The 14,932-nt window shown below is 37.6% G+C and carries 19 protein-coding genes; 3 read left to right on the top strand and 16 right to left on the bottom strand.

Annotated elements, in window-relative coordinates; all coding sequences use genetic code 11:
• Nucleotides 1-4 precede the first annotated feature (4 nt).
• The 13 genes from rpsA to HHO41_RS08290 all read right to left on the bottom strand — a co-directional run bounded on the left by rpsA (nt 5) and on the right by HHO41_RS08290 (nt 11,486).
• Nucleotides 5-1,144 carry a 30S ribosomal protein S1 gene (gene rpsA, locus HHO41_RS08350; protein ID WP_169097399.1) on the bottom strand — a complete coding sequence of 380 codons (1,140 nt, stop codon included), beginning with the start codon at nt 1,142-1,144 and terminating at the stop codon, nt 5-7.
• Between the two features lie 146 nt (nt 1,145-1,290).
• Entirely contained in the window at nt 1,291-1,872 is a 582-nt protein-coding gene (locus tag HHO41_RS08345) for a lysophospholipid acyltransferase family protein (protein WP_169097398.1), read from the bottom strand.
• A gap of 2 nt (nt 1,873-1,874) precedes the next feature.
• Nucleotides 1,875-2,549, bottom strand: a complete 675-nt coding sequence (cmk, locus tag HHO41_RS08340) for a (d)CMP kinase (protein ID WP_169097397.1) — start codon at nt 2,547-2,549, stop codon at nt 1,875-1,877.
• A gap of 134 nt (nt 2,550-2,683) precedes the next feature.
• Nucleotides 2,684-2,872, bottom strand: a complete 189-nt coding sequence (locus tag HHO41_RS08335) for a YpfB family protein (RefSeq protein WP_348981242.1) — start codon at nt 2,870-2,872, stop codon at nt 2,684-2,686.
• Nucleotides 2,873-2,963: 91 nt separating this feature from the next.
• Nucleotides 2,964-4,313 (bottom strand): germination protein YpeB, encoded by a 1,350-nt coding sequence (gene ypeB, locus HHO41_RS08330; RefSeq protein WP_169097395.1) that lies wholly within the window; start codon nt 4,311-4,313, stop codon nt 2,964-2,966.
• A 14-nt stretch (nt 4,314-4,327) separates the two neighbouring features.
• Nucleotides 4,328-5,401, bottom strand: a complete 1,074-nt coding sequence (locus HHO41_RS08325; protein ID WP_169097393.1) for a cell wall hydrolase — start codon at nt 5,399-5,401, stop codon at nt 4,328-4,330.
• A gap of 137 nt (nt 5,402-5,538) precedes the next feature.
• On the bottom strand, nt 5,539-6,234 hold the full coding sequence (gene prsW / locus HHO41_RS08320) for a glutamic-type intramembrane protease PrsW (protein ID WP_169097391.1): 696 nt from the start codon (nt 6,232-6,234) through the stop codon (nt 5,539-5,541).
• A gap of 118 nt (nt 6,235-6,352) precedes the next feature.
• Entirely contained in the window at nt 6,353-7,324 is a 972-nt protein-coding gene (locus HHO41_RS08315; protein WP_169097389.1) for a YpdA family putative bacillithiol disulfide reductase, read from the bottom strand.
• 151 nt (nt 7,325-7,475) lie between these two features.
• Nucleotides 7,476-8,753 carry a Glu/Leu/Phe/Val family dehydrogenase gene (locus HHO41_RS08310; protein WP_169097387.1) on the bottom strand — a complete coding sequence of 426 codons (1,278 nt, stop codon included), beginning with the start codon at nt 8,751-8,753 and terminating at the stop codon, nt 7,476-7,478.
• A 218-nt stretch (nt 8,754-8,971) separates the two neighbouring features.
• Nucleotides 8,972-9,550 carry a genetic competence negative regulator gene (locus HHO41_RS08305; protein WP_169097385.1) on the bottom strand — a complete coding sequence of 193 codons (579 nt, stop codon included), beginning with the start codon at nt 9,548-9,550 and terminating at the stop codon, nt 8,972-8,974.
• 98 nt (nt 9,551-9,648) lie between these two features.
• A complete protein-coding gene (locus HHO41_RS08300) occupies nt 9,649-10,407 on the bottom strand; it encodes a metallophosphoesterase (protein ID WP_169097383.1) in 759 nt (252 codons plus the stop codon).
• 8 nt (nt 10,408-10,415) lie between these two features.
• Nucleotides 10,416-10,799 (bottom strand): hypothetical protein, encoded by a 384-nt coding sequence (locus HHO41_RS08295; RefSeq protein WP_169097382.1) that lies wholly within the window; start codon nt 10,797-10,799, stop codon nt 10,416-10,418.
• Between the two features lie 54 nt (nt 10,800-10,853).
• Nucleotides 10,854-11,486 (bottom strand): CBS domain-containing protein, encoded by a 633-nt coding sequence (locus tag HHO41_RS08290; RefSeq protein WP_169097380.1) that lies wholly within the window; start codon nt 11,484-11,486, stop codon nt 10,854-10,856.
• 245 nt (nt 11,487-11,731) lie between these two features.
• Here HHO41_RS08290 and HHO41_RS08285 point away from each other — a divergent pair, with 245 nt between their 5' ends.
• The 3 genes from HHO41_RS08285 to HHO41_RS08275 all read left to right on the top strand — a co-directional run bounded on the left by HHO41_RS08285 (nt 11,732) and on the right by HHO41_RS08275 (nt 12,987).
• Nucleotides 11,732-11,977, top strand: a complete 246-nt coding sequence (locus tag HHO41_RS08285) for a spore coat associated protein CotJA (protein WP_169097378.1) — start codon at nt 11,732-11,734, stop codon at nt 11,975-11,977.
• Entirely contained in the window at nt 11,958-12,218 is a 261-nt protein-coding gene (locus HHO41_RS08280) for a spore coat protein CotJB (protein ID WP_169097523.1), read from the top strand. Before HHO41_RS08285 ends, HHO41_RS08280 begins: the two co-directional genes overlap by 20 nt.
• Nucleotides 12,219-12,417: 199 nt before the next feature.
• A complete protein-coding gene (locus tag HHO41_RS08275; RefSeq protein ID WP_169097376.1) occupies nt 12,418-12,987 on the top strand; it encodes a manganese catalase family protein in 570 nt (189 codons plus the stop codon).
• Between the two features lie 42 nt (nt 12,988-13,029).
• On the opposite strand, the gene HHO41_RS08270 is transcribed toward HHO41_RS08275, so the two are convergent.
• The 3 genes from HHO41_RS08270 to HHO41_RS08260 all read right to left on the bottom strand — a co-directional run bounded on the left by HHO41_RS08270 (nt 13,030) and on the right by HHO41_RS08260 (nt 14,932).
• Nucleotides 13,030-13,488 carry a YpbF family protein gene (locus HHO41_RS08270; protein WP_169097374.1) on the bottom strand — a complete coding sequence of 153 codons (459 nt, stop codon included), beginning with the start codon at nt 13,486-13,488 and terminating at the stop codon, nt 13,030-13,032.
• A gap of 128 nt (nt 13,489-13,616) precedes the next feature.
• On the bottom strand, nt 13,617-14,333 hold the full coding sequence (locus tag HHO41_RS08265) for a LysM peptidoglycan-binding domain-containing protein (protein WP_169097372.1): 717 nt from the start codon (nt 14,331-14,333) through the stop codon (nt 13,617-13,619).
• Complete coding sequence (locus HHO41_RS08260; RefSeq protein ID WP_169097370.1) at nt 14,330-14,932, bottom strand: CPBP family intramembrane glutamic endopeptidase; 603 nt, start codon at nt 14,930-14,932, stop codon at nt 14,330-14,332. The genes HHO41_RS08265 and HHO41_RS08260 overlap by 4 nt, the downstream gene beginning before the upstream one ends.

The following is a 14,932-nucleotide window of genomic DNA, read 5'->3' as shown; positions in this document are numbered from 1 at the left end:
ACCATTAATTTTTAAGATTCTTTAACTTATCTCCAATCATTTCACCAAGCTGGAAGCCCTTTGATTCTTCAGGTAATTCGTAATCAATTACTTCTTCGACTTCTTTTTCAAGAAGTTCTTTAATACTTAAAGAAAGGCGTTGGTCTTGTTCATTCACTTCAAGTACTTTCACATTCACTTCCTGGCCCTCTTTTAACACTTCATGTGGGGTGCCAATATGCTTGTGAGCAATTTGCGAAATATGAACTAAACCTTCAACTCCAGGGAAAACTTCAACAAATGCGCCGTAAGATACAAGACGTTTAACCACGCCTGTTAAAGTGCTTCCTTTTGGCGCACGTTCAGCGATATTTGCCCATGGTCCAGGTAGGGTGTCTTTAATTGATAAAGAAATACGATCGTGGTCACGGTCAACGCTTAACACTTTAACTTGAACCTTTTGACCTTCTTCCACCACATCAGATGGTTTATCAACATGCTGGTGTGATAATTGTGAGATGTGTACTAGTCCATCTACACCGCCAATATCAACAAATGCACCAAAATCAGTAATTCTTTGAACTGTACCCTCAAGAACTTGGCCAGCTTCAAGTGAATCCACTACATTTTGCTTTTGTTTTACCTTTTGCTCCTCAACGACTGCACGATGAGAAAGAATGAGGCGATTTTTTTCTTTATCAAGTTCAACGATTTTAAATGTTAAAGATTTACCCTTATAATCAGAAAAATCCTCTACGAAAAATGATTCAACCAGTGATGCTGGTACGAAGCCGCGAACACCTAAATCAACGACTAACCCGCCCTTTACCACATCTTTTATTTCAGCTTCGAAAACTTCTCCGCTATTAAATTTTGCATCTAATTCATCCCATGCTTTTTCAGCATCGACTTTACGCTTTGATAAGATTAATGCTTCATCTTCAACCTTTGTTACTACTAATTCTAATTCATCGCCTTCTGCTACAGCATCAGACGCTTTTTCGACATGGAGGCTGGAAAGTTCACTAATTGGGATGATTCCATCCAATTTGCTGTTCTGGATATTAACAATAACCTGTTTCTCTTCCACTTTTGTTACTTGGCCTGTTACCTTGTCTCCAACTTCAAAATTTGAAACTTCGACTTGATTCATATCTTCTACCATATGTACTCCTCCTTAATCCAATGACTGCTTGAAAGTAGTATAGGATGTGATGATAGTCATCACCATAATTACAGGCTAAAATTGTCTGAAAAAAAGCCCTTTTATCTAACTTCTTATAAATAGGGTTATTTGTCAAGCAAAGAAGCCTATTTATAAGTATTTATCAGCTTTTGTATCTCGTTCATAATTATATCAGATGTTTCTTCTGCCGAAATTTTATTTTGCCTCGCTTCAGATAAATCAATCGGTTCTCCGAATATAACCTTAATCGGTCTAAAAGCTTTATAAGGTCCAATAATGGCACACGGGACAACGGCAGCATTAGTTCTGAGAGCGAAAAAACCAGCACCAGCTAAAGCCTTGCCCAGTTCCCCAGTTTTACTTCTAGTTCCTTCCGGAAATAATCCTAAGACATGTCCTTCTTTTAGGACTGAAAGCCCCTTCCTCAACGCTTCTCGGTCGCTTAATCCTCGTTTAACTGGAAATGCATAGACATTGCTAATAATTTTCCCTAATATTGGCACAGAAAACAATTCTTCTTTAGCCATATAGTGTACCGGTCGCGGTGCATGAACACCAACAACAATAGGGTCTAAAGCATGAATATGATTAGCACAAAGCAGTACACCACCGTCTGTTGGAAAGTTTTCCTTGCCAATCACTTTATAGTGATAAATTGGTGCAGTTACCATATGACACAAAGATCTAGCAAATGCATAAAAGGTCAAGTTTATCCGATCCTTTCATAGGATAATGCCAGAATCTTATCGACTACCTGATCAATTGACAGCGATGTCGTATCAAGTTCAAAAGCATCTTCTGCTTTTTTTAGTGGTGCGGCTTCACGCTCAGAGTCAAGCTTATCCCGCAATTGAATTTCTTGCTTTAACTGTTCCAAATCAGAAGGAAAACCCTTCGAAAGATTTTCATGATAACGACGTAATGCTCGTTCTTCAACACTAGCTAATAAGAATATTTTCACTTCTGCATGCGGAAGGACGTGAGTACCAATATCTCTTCCATCCATCACCACACCGCCATCAGATGCGAATTTTTGCTGACGAGCGACCATTTCCATACGAACGAGTGCATGTTTAGCTACAATCGAAACAGAATTTGTAACCTCTGCTGTCCGAATATCAGTTGTGACATCCTGATTATCTAACAGGACAAGTTGGCCAACTTCACCGGGTAAGAGGTTAATTTCAGTAACCCTTAATATCTCAACTATAGCCGTTTCGTCTTCTAGGTCTGCATTTTCTCGCATCGATTTTAAGGTTAAAGCGCGATACATTGCACCTGTATCAATATAAATATAAGAAAGCTTTTCTGCTACTATTTTTGCAACTGTGCTTTTTCCTGCTGCTGCAGGTCCATCAATTGCAATTGAAATCTTATTAGTCATAATGCCTCCATAGCTGTAACATATTAAATTTACACCTATATATTTTACCACAATTCATTTTAAAACTAAGAAAGAATTCATATTTTCTAGAATGAATATGCAAAAAAAGCAGGTATTCCTGCTTTTAAAAACCTTTAACGACCGTTAAAGGTTTCAAGTATTTCTGAAAAATTATCCTCGGATACACCTTCATATCGAGCAAGTTGATGGAGCTCGGGAAATATTTCAAATTTATGAAACACAAATTGACTTAAAAGCATAGAAACAAACTGAATTACTATGATTTTTATTAGGATTCTTTCAACAGTCTTCAAGATACTCACCCATTTCACCTTATCGTTCCTATTACTATTGTTAATAGTTTGAATAATTTTATTCAAATTAACAAAAAAAAGAAAAGCACTGGGCTTTTCTTCATACTACATCTTCATAGATTGGTTCAGCATTTTGCAGCTTATCAACCTTTTCTTCAAGACCACTTTCAGAGTTAATATAAATCCGGAAGGTGTCATCTCCCAACGTTCCAAGAAATTCATAGCATAACACTTCTTGATTCAAATCATTTAAGATGACAGCCAAGCGGTCCTCCATCACTTTTAAATTAGGATTTGTTTTAGCTCTAGCCTCTTCAAGCGTAAGCTTTGGTGCTGGAATTTCTCTCGAACGATGAGATTTTAAGTAATCATTTGCAGAGAATCCTATTAATTGACCATCGTCTAAGGCGACTTTTACCCGAATGGCATCTGGGTATATGCGGACATCATTTTCTTTACTGACAAAAGTAAACGCTCCGGTATTATCATATTGAGCACTTTCAAACAAATCCAGGTTTTCAAACCCATTTTGTTTTAAAAACTCAATTGCTTTATTGGTTGCATCATTCAAACTAATTTTTTGTGTACCTACCTCACGAGAAGTAATAAACCAAATCGGATACCCACCTTTTTTCGTTACATCCATGTTAGCTTCTTGGCTGCTTTTCTTATCTTTTACCGATACACTGAAAAAACCATAATCCGAGTCTTTCCCACTGCTTTCAACTTTCACCTGAACATCGTTACCCAAACCTGCATATTTTTTCGCTGTTTCTATCGCGTCTTGTTTTGAAATCTTTTTTCCTTTTAAATATTTAAAGTTTTCATCTTTTTTCTGCATATTGATAAAAGCTGGTCCAAAGTCAGTTTCAGCATAGCCATCCACGGTATTTTCGACAGTCTTAAAGCCATCAATTATCGTATTATCTGCGTTCTCTTTACCTGTTGCCAAAGCCATTTCAACGTCCATCCAACGCAAATTGTTTTTTAAGACTAAATGTTGGACCTCTCTTAACTCGTCTTGAATGTCAGATGATTGTTTATAAAGTCCTTGCAGTGCTGCGTACTCTTTTTCATTTAACGGCTCCTTTTCTAAATCTCTGATTGCAGTTTGATAGCTAAAATCACCGATTTGTGCTAAAAATTCTTCTGTTTTATTAAAAGGCAAAAGGGTTAATGGCAGTTGCCCTACCTCACTGTGTGCTTGTGATGTTAGCCGCCATACTTCGGCAAGAGCTGGAGACAGAGACTGTCTCGAGTTCATTGCTAATGTGGTCCCGATTTTGTCATGTAATAAATCGACATTGTAGACAAGGTCATGAAAAGCTCTTTGATAATTATTTTCGGCATTTAGCAATATTGCATTCTTCTCACGATGTTCCTGATATCCCCAATACGCTGTCCCAGCAATACCTAATGAAAGGACTCCAATAAAAATTCCTCTAAGCAACTCGATTCACCTCACTATTTACAAAATATGTGTTTACCGATTTTCTTAATTTGTGGTCTCGACCATATCCAACCGTTTGTAGCTGTTGCAGGATTGAAATAATAAATTGCCTCACCGGTTGGATCATAGCCATTAATCGCATCTATGACTGCTTTTTTGGCTTGTTCATTTGGAGTTAACCAAATCTGACCATCGGCAACTGCGGTAAATGCGCCAGGCTCAAAAATAACCCCGGAAACCGTATTGGGAAAACTCGCACTTTGAACTCGATTTAATATAACCGCAGCAACAGCAACCTGGCCAATATAAGGTTCACCGCGTGACTCTCCATAAACCGCATTTGCTAACAATTTAATATCATTTTGAGAAAAACCATTTGGTGTATTTGTTGCTGTTGGTTTCGGTGCTTGCTGTTGCTTTGCCGGTGGTGCAGCTTGTGTTTTTGGCTGAGCTGGCGCTGGCGCCTTCGCCGGTGGTGCAGCTTGCGTTTTTGGCTGAGCTGGTGCTTGCGTCTTCGCAGGCGGTGCAGCTTGCGTTTTTGGTTGAACTGGTACTTGTGCCTTCGGCTGTGGCGCTGCCTGTGTTTTTGGTTGGGCTGGCGCTGGTGCTTTTTGTGGTGGCGCAGTCTGCGTTTTTGGCTGGGCTGGTGCTGGTGCCTTCGGTTGCGGTGTTGCCTTTTGTTGTGTTGGTCCTGACTGTTTATTCAAATCAACCCCGCCATAATGGCTGAATTTATTACCTTTATCTATATTGCTATTAACAAATTTCCTATCATATTTTGTTGCTTTTGCAAGCTTCGCTTTTGTGTTAGAACCTGCCAATCCATCAATAGGCAGTCCGAATTCATATTGAAAGTTCCGCAATGCCCAGTAAGTTTTCCAATCAAAAACTCCATCGATTTTGCCATTATAAAAACCGATATATTGTAATCTCGCTTGTAATTCAACAACATCTTCCCCAGTTGCACCGCGTTGAATTACTTGATTTGTAAATGCCTGTACCTGGTGGTCTTTCACCTGAAAAAATACAAACTGAAATAAAAACAAAAAACTAATGATTAATTTTATCGATAACATGTTTACTCTCATTGAAGTTACCCCCAGATGAAATCTTTTCTTAACCCTATTTTTCGTAGAGACTGGGTTTTTATGCAAAAAACTATATACGAAGTTTTTAATCATAAATAAAAAAGGATTGATCAGTGTGATCAATCCTTACTTAAATATTATTTAGATGTATATTCTGTTTTATTAATATAAAGATCTTTTTGAAAGTGAATGGTACTTAATAGACGTGCTTTTTTCACTTTTCTTAAACCCAACCACCATAAGAAAATCATAAATGGAACCATCATCATCAACCACTTTTGTTGAATTAACAAAATATAGTCGTAGACCCCATGCAAAAGAAAAGGGACAATTAATGATAAAGCTAACCACTTTCGATTCGAATGATCCGAAAATTTGCCTTTGCCAATGTAAAAGCCCATAATCACTCCAAATAACGCATGGCTAGATACCGGCAAAAACGCCCGTCCAAGTGCATGTTCTAGGCCGTTTGCTAGTAAAAACACTAAATTTTCTGCGGTTGCAAACCCCAATGAAACAGCAGCTCCGTATACAACTCCATCATATGGTTCATCAAAAGCAACATGCTGATACACTGTGTAGATTAAGATAAACCATTTAAAGAACTCTTCCAGAAATCCGGTCAACACAAATGCATTAACTAATTCTGACTGTCCGATATTTTCGGCACCAAATATATATTGGATAAAAGCTAGAGGAAACACTAAGAATGCCCCGAACAAAAATGTTCTTAGCACCACTGAAAAAGGCTCTGAGCCATATTGATCTTTTAAATAAAAGTAACTTAATAATGCTGCACCAGGAGCGATTCCTGCAGATAGTATCCCTAGCATGAGGTGCCCTCATTTCAATCTATTTATACTATCGTAACATGGATGATTAAGAATGAAAATTACTTCTTTATGGAATAGTTACTGTTATTCACTTATACGACAGCTTATCAGAGCTCAATTATGCTTTTATCTGTTTTGCTAAAATAGCTTCTGCAATGAGTCCACCGTGAAAACGGCCATTCTCAATAAATATTTCATTAGCATTATTACCTGCTGCAATAACACCCGCGATAAACGCACCTTTTACATTGGTTTCCATTGTATCTGAATCAAAAAAAGGACGTCCAGATTGCGCGTCAATTTCAATTCCTATGTTTTTCAAGAATTGATGATTAGGGTGATAGCCCGTCATGGCAAATACAAAGTCATTCGAAATCGTTATTTTTTCACCAGCTTTTGTATACGTAATTTGATTTTGAGTTATTTCTTTAACATGCGAATTAAATTCCATCGTGATTTTTCCATGTCGGATTAACGATTCAAATTCTGGCAAAATCCACGGCTTAATGCTAGGGGAATATTCATTTCCACGATAAATCACAGTTACTCTAGCACCAGCCTTTACTAGCTCAATCGCAGCATCAACACTGGAGTTTTTCCCACCAACAACAACTACATCTTTATCAAAATACGGATGCGCTTCTTTAAAATAGTGAAATACCTTAGGTAAATCTTCACCAGGTACATTCATATAATTTGGATGGTCATAATATCCTGTTGCAATCACAACGTATCGAGCCGAATACTCCTGTTTGTCGGTTTTTATGGAAAATTGCTCGCCGGTTTTCGTAATAGACTGGACAAGCTCGTAGGCATTAATGCGCAATTTTTTCCGATTGACTACTTCCCGATAATAAACCAACGCTTGATTCCGTCTAGGTTTGTACTCTTCCGTAATAAAGGGGACATCTCCAATTTCTAGCTTTTCACTCGTACTAAAAAAGGTTTGATGTGTTGGATAATGGTAAATGGCATTCACAACGTTCCCTTTTTCAATTATTAGAGGATTAATCCCTATTTCCTGTAGGGCAATGGCTACTGATAATCCGCATGGGCCAGCCCCAACAATAATGATTTCTTCCTGTTGCATAGAGCAACTCACTCCCTTAAAATAAAGAATCTCCTATTCGCTATAGGAGATTGCTGATTAGTATTCAACGACAATTATTTATTGGTTTAACTTGTCCTGTTAAAAAGCAACCATCACTTGTATTCTTATATCTAATTAAAAGAAAAATATACTAAATCCAACCACGGAACCGGCTAGCTTCAGCCATTTTCCTTACCCCAACCATGTATGCGGCTAATCTCATATCAACTCGACGGGTTTTTGCTGTTTCATAAATACTATTAAAAGATTTCACCATGACCTTTTCGAGTTTTTCTGCTACTTCCTCTTCGGTCCAGTAATAACCTTGATTATTTTGAACCCACTCAAAATAAGAAACCGTTACGCCACCTGCAGATGCTAATACATCAGGAACTAGCAAAATGTCACGGTCGGATAATATTTGCGTCGCCTCCAACGTTGTTGGACCGTTAGCTGCCTCAACGACGATACGCGCTTTAATATTTTGGGCATTTTCCTCTGTTATTTGATTTTCAATTGCAGCTGGAACGAGAATATCACAATCTAGTTCCAATAACTCTTTATTCGTAATGGTATTATTGAATAATTTTGTTACTGTTCCAAAGCTATCACGACGATCAAGTAAATAATCAATATCCAGGCCATCCTGATCATAAAGTGCACCATAAGCATCAGATATCCCGATAATTTTAGCTCCAGCATCATGCATGAATTTAGACAAATAGCTTCCAGCATTCCCAAACCCTTGAACGACAACACGTGCACCCTCAAGCTTGATGCCTTTTTTCTTAGCTGCCTCGCGAATACATATGGTTACACCTTTCGCCGTTGCTGACTCTCGTCCATGCGAACCACCTAATACAAGTGGCTTTCCTGTAATAAACCCCGGTGAATTAAACCCATCAATGCGGCTATACTCATCCATCATCCAAGCCATAATTTGCGAATTAGTAAATACATCTGGTGCAGGGATGTCTTTTGTTGGTCCGACAATTTGGCTTATTGCACGGACGTAACCTCGACTTAATCGCTCTAACTCTCTAAACGACATATCCCGTGGGTCACAGACGATACCGCCCTTTCCTCCACCATAAGGTAAATCAACAATTCCGCATTTCAAGCTCATCCAAATCGAAAGTGCCTTAACTTCCCGCTCGGTTACATGTGGATGGAAGCGGATGCCTCCTTTAGTTGGACCGACTGAATCATTATGTTGCGCGCGATATCCGGTAAATATTTTAACTGAACCATCATCCATGCGAATCGGAATTTTTACTGTCATCATTCGCATTGGTTCCTTTAATAACTCATAAACTTCACTTGGATATCCAAGCTTCTCTAATGCTCTATGAATGACCGTTTGTGTAGATGTTAATACGTCATGTTTTTCGCCTTTTTCTCTGTTAGCAGGACCTTTCTCGGCTACCATTAATAAACCTCCTAAAAGTCACTTTAGCGTAGGTATCCGCTCATTATACAAGAGTATACACCTAAAAACGATTTATGCAAGAATGAATCCTTCAGACAAAACATTGAGCACAAACCGTTTCTATATTCATATATTCAACTATTCAACGGAGAATTCACCATTTCCTTTATGATTCAAAAATTATTAAAAAACAAAAAAGAGGCAAATAGCCCCATATTTTAGAAATAATCGACAATTGTTTCAATCGCCTTATGATTAATGATTAAGTTTCCGTACTCCATTAAGCGATGGACGCTGAGGAGAGACGGGTCTCCATACTCCGCTAATACAGATATCAATTTATTTTTGTCATCTGCATCGATTTTATCAAATAAAAGGTAATATTTTTCATTCATTGAATAAAGGCTTCCGCCGAATAATTTCATCATCATAAATCGTTTTGATAATTGAATCACTTCTTCAATCGAAGTAAACTCAAATAATACCTCTTCACTATCTTCAATGGTTACCTGCATTTCAATGAAAACATCCTCAAGTGATTCTTCATCGTAGTTAGTCTCTTCCATTGTTAAAATCATAACCATTCCCTGGGCTTGTAGTGAATACATTTCTACAGCAATCGTTCCTTGAAACTCCATCCCGAACTCCTCATTTGCTTCCGCAAGCATATCATGGAATAATTGATTCCATTTTAATGAATCAATCCAAATATCTTCCTTCGATAAGCCTCGATCATACAAATCATCGGTTGTGAGAAAAAATTTGATTTTATTGTACGTTAATCTTTCCAAGCGCATGATGCAGCCCCCTGCCGTGAACAAAAGCTCTTATGTTAATGTATGTGATTTTTCCAAGAAGGTGAGTTGTATTAATGGAGCTTATCGGTATTGCTACTTTATTTGGAAAGCGTAATGAGATGAGTTTGTGCCTTCGCACCCAATCTAAAGGGCAGTGCAGTTGTACCATATCCGTTACTGACAAAAAGCAAAGTGTTACCAACTTTTTTTATGCCACCATTTTCATACATTCCAAAACCTAGAAAGCGAATTTGACCACCATGTGTGTGCCCGGATAAAACGAGTTGTATATTATGCAATTCGCTAATCCTTTCAATGATTTTCGGATTATGACTCAGCAACAGTCGCAGTCCTGTTTTCTCCGCCTGATTGATGGCACGTTCCAAATCTGGTTCACCTTGGGCAAGATCATCAATCCCGATTAAGTTCACTTTTAAACCATTACTAGACACGTGTGTAGTTGCTGTGTTCTTCAGAATCGTTACGTGTTGCTCCAATAAAAGCGCTTCAAATTTATTAATATCTATTTCATAATCGTTATTTCCCCAAACGAAATAGATAGGTCCAAGCTGAGATAATTTTTCAAGATTCCGTTTCACTTTGGACAAAGGTACATTCCCCTCGGCTAAGTCTCCTCCAATAATTACGATATCCGTTTTCCCAAGTGCTGTTGAGATAATTTTTTCAGCAATGATACGCCGATGAATATCAGAAATGAAGAATATTCTAATTGATGAAACATTAGCTTGATCGTTAAATTGCAAGTGATGAAGGAGGACCCGATTTGAAAATGCCTCTTTAAGCATATATATAATGAATAGGAATGCTAAACCTAGCACGCTGCCAATAATGATCATATTTCCTCCTAAAGCGTGTTTTCCTTCCGAAAGTCTAATGAAATAATACCATACGCGATGGAAAAAGATAACAGTGCTAGCGTTTGCCAAAATCCCACTTTCAATAAAGCCGCATAAACAACAAGCAAGACAATACCCAGAGTAAATTTCCGGAACGGGATATTTCTTCTTTTAACTGCTGTAACGAGAATGGTGATCATACTATTAATGATTTTACCATTCACAATAATTCCAATAATAAACATGATACTAGCTGCAAAAAATTCGAGTGGATGAAACACAAACGATACAAACAGCTCGGACGCATCGATTGGAAAAGTTAATGGAAACCATTTAATCATAAGGATGCCACAAAAGAAACCCAACATTAATTGAAATATAAATTTTATCAAAAAAATCCCTCCATTATACTATATGAAGGGATACTTTTTGTTTACGATTCTTTTTTAATCCTCATGAATAGATAATACTCTAAAACCAGAATCCTCAAGCTTTTTAATAAACTTTTCGATATTGGCATTTTTCTCAATTTTCATAACGATTCTGCGAACAAGTTGATCGGTTTCATCAAAAGTTACAAATGAAATAATCCTTTCATGATATGATTGTGCGATTTCTGCTAAGCGGGCAATTCTTCCTTCGGATTCTGCTGATGTAAAGGCAATTCTAACACCTGGACGCTTATTTCCAAATGCACTTTGAAATTGTTCAAGTACGTCTGCCCTCGTTACAATCCCTTTAAAATGTTTTTTGTTATCTAATACCGCAATGAGCGGAAAATCCTTTAAATCCAATAATGTTGCTTCAAACAATTCATTTCCAGTTAAATACTTATCTTGAAACGAAACTCTTCCATTTGCTTTTGTTTGTTGCAAATAATCTACCTTTTGTAGCTCGGATTCAAAGAAGCCTCGATAAATATTAAATCTGGTCACTACACCAATATATTCTTCGCCATTTAACACTGGAATGCCATCGATTTGATGAGCTTCCATCTTTTCTAAAACTAATTGTAAAGGATCATCTCCGTTTACGGTTATACAATGGTGCTTTGGAATCATAATACTTTTAACGAACATATTCTTTACCCTCCCAGTATGAAAGCCAAAATGTACCTAATCTTATTATCCTCTATCAATTTCAGCTTTATCATCCAAAAGTTAGTCAGAATTATGAACTGGCAGGTTGTCAACAATTAATCTTATTCATGATTAGTTTCCATATCGCATACAATTAATTGTCACATTCTCTATGACATTGCTTTTATGCTATGACTTTGAAGATTCAAATCACCCTTGTGAAATTACTTTTTAAGGAGGTCTTTATGTCAACACCTATGAAGAAATGGTATCCGTATGTCAGCCCATTTGACCCCTGCCCTCCCATAAAAGTTAAATCTTTTTCCACACCACCTAATCTTTATATGGGGTTCCAGCCGCCGGGTCTGCCACAATTTTCAGCCTTTGAAGCGCTAAGAGCCGGGACACTGTGGAAGCCTTTTTACGATCCATGGTACGGTCCATACGAACGGCCAAAGGGGGTAAATCGTGATGAAACAGCTTCCTCCTGAGTATTACCAATTGATGGAACAATTGCAGGCCGTTGATTTTGTCCTGGTTGAATTAACTCTTTATTTAGACACCCATCCCCAGGATACGGAAGCGATTAATCAGTTCAACCAATGTGCCAAGGAAAGAAAAAGGTTAAAGAAGGTGATTGAAGGGCAATTCGGCCCCCTACAACAATACGGTAACAGCTACTCAGGAAATCCATGGAACTGGAACGACCCACCATGGCCCTGGCAGGTTTAAGAGCGGAAGGCGCCTGCAGCTGGATAGTTTAAAAGCGGAAGCGGCTCGTTCAGCCCCGAAAAGCGCTGGAGGGCAAGACGGTGAAGTCGTCTTTTTGACTTCATCGGATTGACCGAAGCGACTCGAGGGGCTAGCCGCTGCAGCTGGATAGATTAAAAGCGGAAGCGGCTCGGGAATCTTTTTTTGGGAGGTTAGAGCAATGTGGATCTATGAAAAAAAGCTGCAGTATCCAGTCCGGGTTAGCACCTGTAACCCAAAGCTAGCAAAATTTTTGATTGAACAATATGGTGGAGCCGACGGAGAGTTAGCTGCAGCACTCCGTTATTTAAACCAACGCTATTCCATCCCAGATAAAGTAATTGGCTTACTAACTGATATTGGAACCGAAGAGTTCGCACACCTGGAAATGATTGCCACGATGGTCTATAAACTCACAAAAGACGCCACACCAGCGCAAATGATTGCTGCCGGATTAGATGGACATTATGCGAATAATGATAAAGCATTGTTCTATCACAATGCAGCCGGAGTGCCCTGGACAGCCACTTATATCCAGGCAAAAGGCGATCCAATTGCTGATTTATACGAAGATATTGCAGCCGAAGAAAAGGCCAGAGCTACCTATCAGTGGATTATAAACATGAGCGATGACCCCGATTTAAATGATGGATTACGATTTTTACGAGAAAGAGAAATCATTCACTCACAAAGATTCCGTGAGGCAGTGGAAATACTTAAAGAAGAACAAGGAAAAAAACAGTTTTTTTAATAATCCTCGAGGCTTGAAGATTCAAATCTCCAAGCCTTATTCTTATTTATTTTCATGATACAAATTTATATCATAGTTTTTCTTCATCATTTCAAAGACAAGATGGCGATTGCTCCAAGCTTCATCTTGTCTCCATAAATCCTTGCTTTTATCAATAATTTCACACCTTAATGCATGATATTCTTTCTCGGCCTTTTCACGTTTATTTCGAAATAAATTCATTAACCCATAAGTTCCTACAGTGATAATGAGGAAGATTAAGTTCAATGAATTATCAACAAAAACCGAAAACATCTTTGCAAAAGAATAGTAGTAAGGGCTAACGATTGAATTGTATAAGTACACCATATAGCAAAAGACCAACAGTAAAGTGCACGACATGATAAACAAGTGCTTTTGTTTTAGTTGGTCAAATTTTTGCTTACGCTTTATCACATTCATTAGGATTTGTTTCGTTGCAGGATCCGTACGTTCATCTAAACTCAGAATTGACTCTCCCATTGCAATCCCTCCATCTTCCATACATTGTATGAACTTGTCCGGAAATTATGAATGATTAAAAGTACTTAAAGTAAAAATCCCATACATAAAAAACTCCAACCAGTTCATCCTAGTTGGAGTAGATTAGCTTATTTTGGTATTTTTAACTTTTGTCCCACTCTGATACTTTCATTCGTTAAATGATTAGCCTCTTTAATTTTTTGAATCCCTGATTTCGCATTTGAAGACCCGAAGTAATTTACTGAAATCCGATAAAGTGTTTCGCCAGTTTTAACAGTATGCTCTACAATTGTATTTTCAACTGGTTGATTTACCGTTGTATCGGTAGAAGGTGGTGTAACAGCTTGTCCCGAATCAGAGCTGACTGCCTGATTCTGATCAGGAACAGACACATTACTATTTTCAATAGTTTGATTAGAGTCAGTTGGAGTCTCTATATTCTGTTCAGGCGAATTTGGATCAACTGCTGGTTTGCTATCAGAATTGTTATTTTTTGCAGAGACCTTATGATCCTTGTCTTTAGCTTCAGCTTTCTTATTTTCATTATCAATTGATATTGTCTCATAACCACCGTTTTCTTCTTTGACGGTTGTTTTTGTTTCGGGGAAGATAGCGTCTCTATTTGTATAAATTACAAAAATAATAATTGGTAGTAAAATAAAAAAGGTAACCTGAAGGCGAATCCATGGAAAATTAATCTTTTTCTTTTTCTTAGCCCGACGTTCTCGATGCAATTCACTTCGAGGCGGCAAACTTTCCGCTTTAACAGGCTCTTGAATGGTAGTGCGACCAACTCTTCTTCTCGTACTCTCCGTTTTTTGACGATATGGATCTTCTCTATTCATGAACATCTTCCTGTTCTCTCTAATTTATAATGTTTGATGCGAATCATTAATCCTAAAAGAAAATCAATAAGAAAATGCATAAAAATGGTGACAACTAAATTATTTGTTGCTTCAAAGATAAAACCAATAAAAAAGCTTAGGATGATAATATTCAACAATAAAAACCAGTTAAATAAATAACGATAATGAATGGCTGCAAAAATCAAACTTGATAAAAATAATCCAAAATGTGTCTGAATAACACCTCGAAACAATATTTCTTCACTAAAAGAAACCACCGCCGCAATGATGGCAATCTGAATCACAGACCTATTTTGGAAAATGCGTTCATTTAATCCCCCATCAAAATACATATGCTCAGGGATTACTTTTGTTAAAATTGTATCAATCAGAACAACAGTCAGACCGGCTATACCACCTACCAATATAACGTGTAAATCGCTCCAATTAAATAGCTGAAAAAAATCAGTGATATTATCGAATAAAATAAAGCCAAGAATGACAGCTACAACCATCAAAATAACTTGTGTAATGAATAGATGAAATAATAATTCTCGGTCTGAGAGTTCCTTTATCAAATCAGTATATCGATTTTTCAT

This window comes from Bacillus sp. DNRA2, from assembly GCF_012843265.1.
Taxonomy (GTDB): Bacteria; Bacillota; Bacilli; order Bacillales; family Cytobacillaceae; genus Bacillus_BU.
The sequence above is the reverse complement of the archived record's forward strand: the minus strand, read 5'-3'. Positions and strand labels throughout refer to the sequence as shown.

Coding starts and splice junctions, on each gene's coding strand:
- HHO41_RS08305 (WP_169097385.1), bottom strand. CDS start 9,550: ATGCGCTTGGAAAGATTAACGTACAATAAAATCAAATTTTTTCTCACA.
- HHO41_RS08290 (WP_169097380.1), bottom strand. CDS start 11,486: ATGTTCGTTAAAAGTATTATGATTCCAAAGCACCATTGTATAACCGTA.
- HHO41_RS08270 (WP_169097374.1), bottom strand. CDS start 13,488: ATGGGAGAGTCAATTCTGAGTTTAGATGAACGTACGGATCCTGCAACG.
- HHO41_RS08260 (WP_169097370.1), bottom strand. CDS start 14,932: ATGAAAAATCGATATACTGATTTGATAAAGGAACTCTCAGACCGAGAA.
- HHO41_RS08275 (WP_169097376.1), top strand. CDS start 12,418: ATGTGGATCTATGAAAAAAAGCTGCAGTATCCAGTCCGGGTTAGCACC.
- cmk (WP_169097397.1), bottom strand. CDS start 2,549: ATGACTAATAAGATTTCAATTGCAATTGATGGACCTGCAGCAGCAGGA.
- HHO41_RS08265 (WP_169097372.1), bottom strand. CDS start 14,333: ATGAATAGAGAAGATCCATATCGTCAAAAAACGGAGAGTACGAGAAGA.
- HHO41_RS08315 (WP_169097389.1), bottom strand. CDS start 7,324: ATGCAACAGGAAGAAATCATTATTGTTGGGGCTGGCCCATGCGGATTA.
- HHO41_RS08300 (WP_169097383.1), bottom strand. CDS start 10,407: ATGATCATTATTGGCAGCGTGCTAGGTTTAGCATTCCTATTCATTATA.
- prsW (WP_169097391.1), bottom strand. CDS start 6,234: ATGCTAGGGATACTATCTGCAGGAATCGCTCCTGGTGCAGCATTATTA.
- HHO41_RS08325 (WP_169097393.1), bottom strand. CDS start 5,401: ATGAGAGTAAACATGTTATCGATAAAATTAATCATTAGTTTTTTGTTT.
- HHO41_RS08280 (WP_169097523.1), top strand. CDS start 11,958: ATGAAACAGCTTCCTCCTGAGTATTACCAATTGATGGAACAATTGCAG.
- HHO41_RS08310 (WP_169097387.1), bottom strand. CDS start 8,753: ATGGTAGCCGAGAAAGGTCCTGCTAACAGAGAAAAAGGCGAAAAACAT.
- rpsA (WP_169097399.1), bottom strand. CDS start 1,144: ATGGTAGAAGATATGAATCAAGTCGAAGTTTCAAATTTTGAAGTTGGA.
- HHO41_RS08285 (WP_169097378.1), top strand. CDS start 11,732: ATGTCAACACCTATGAAGAAATGGTATCCGTATGTCAGCCCATTTGAC.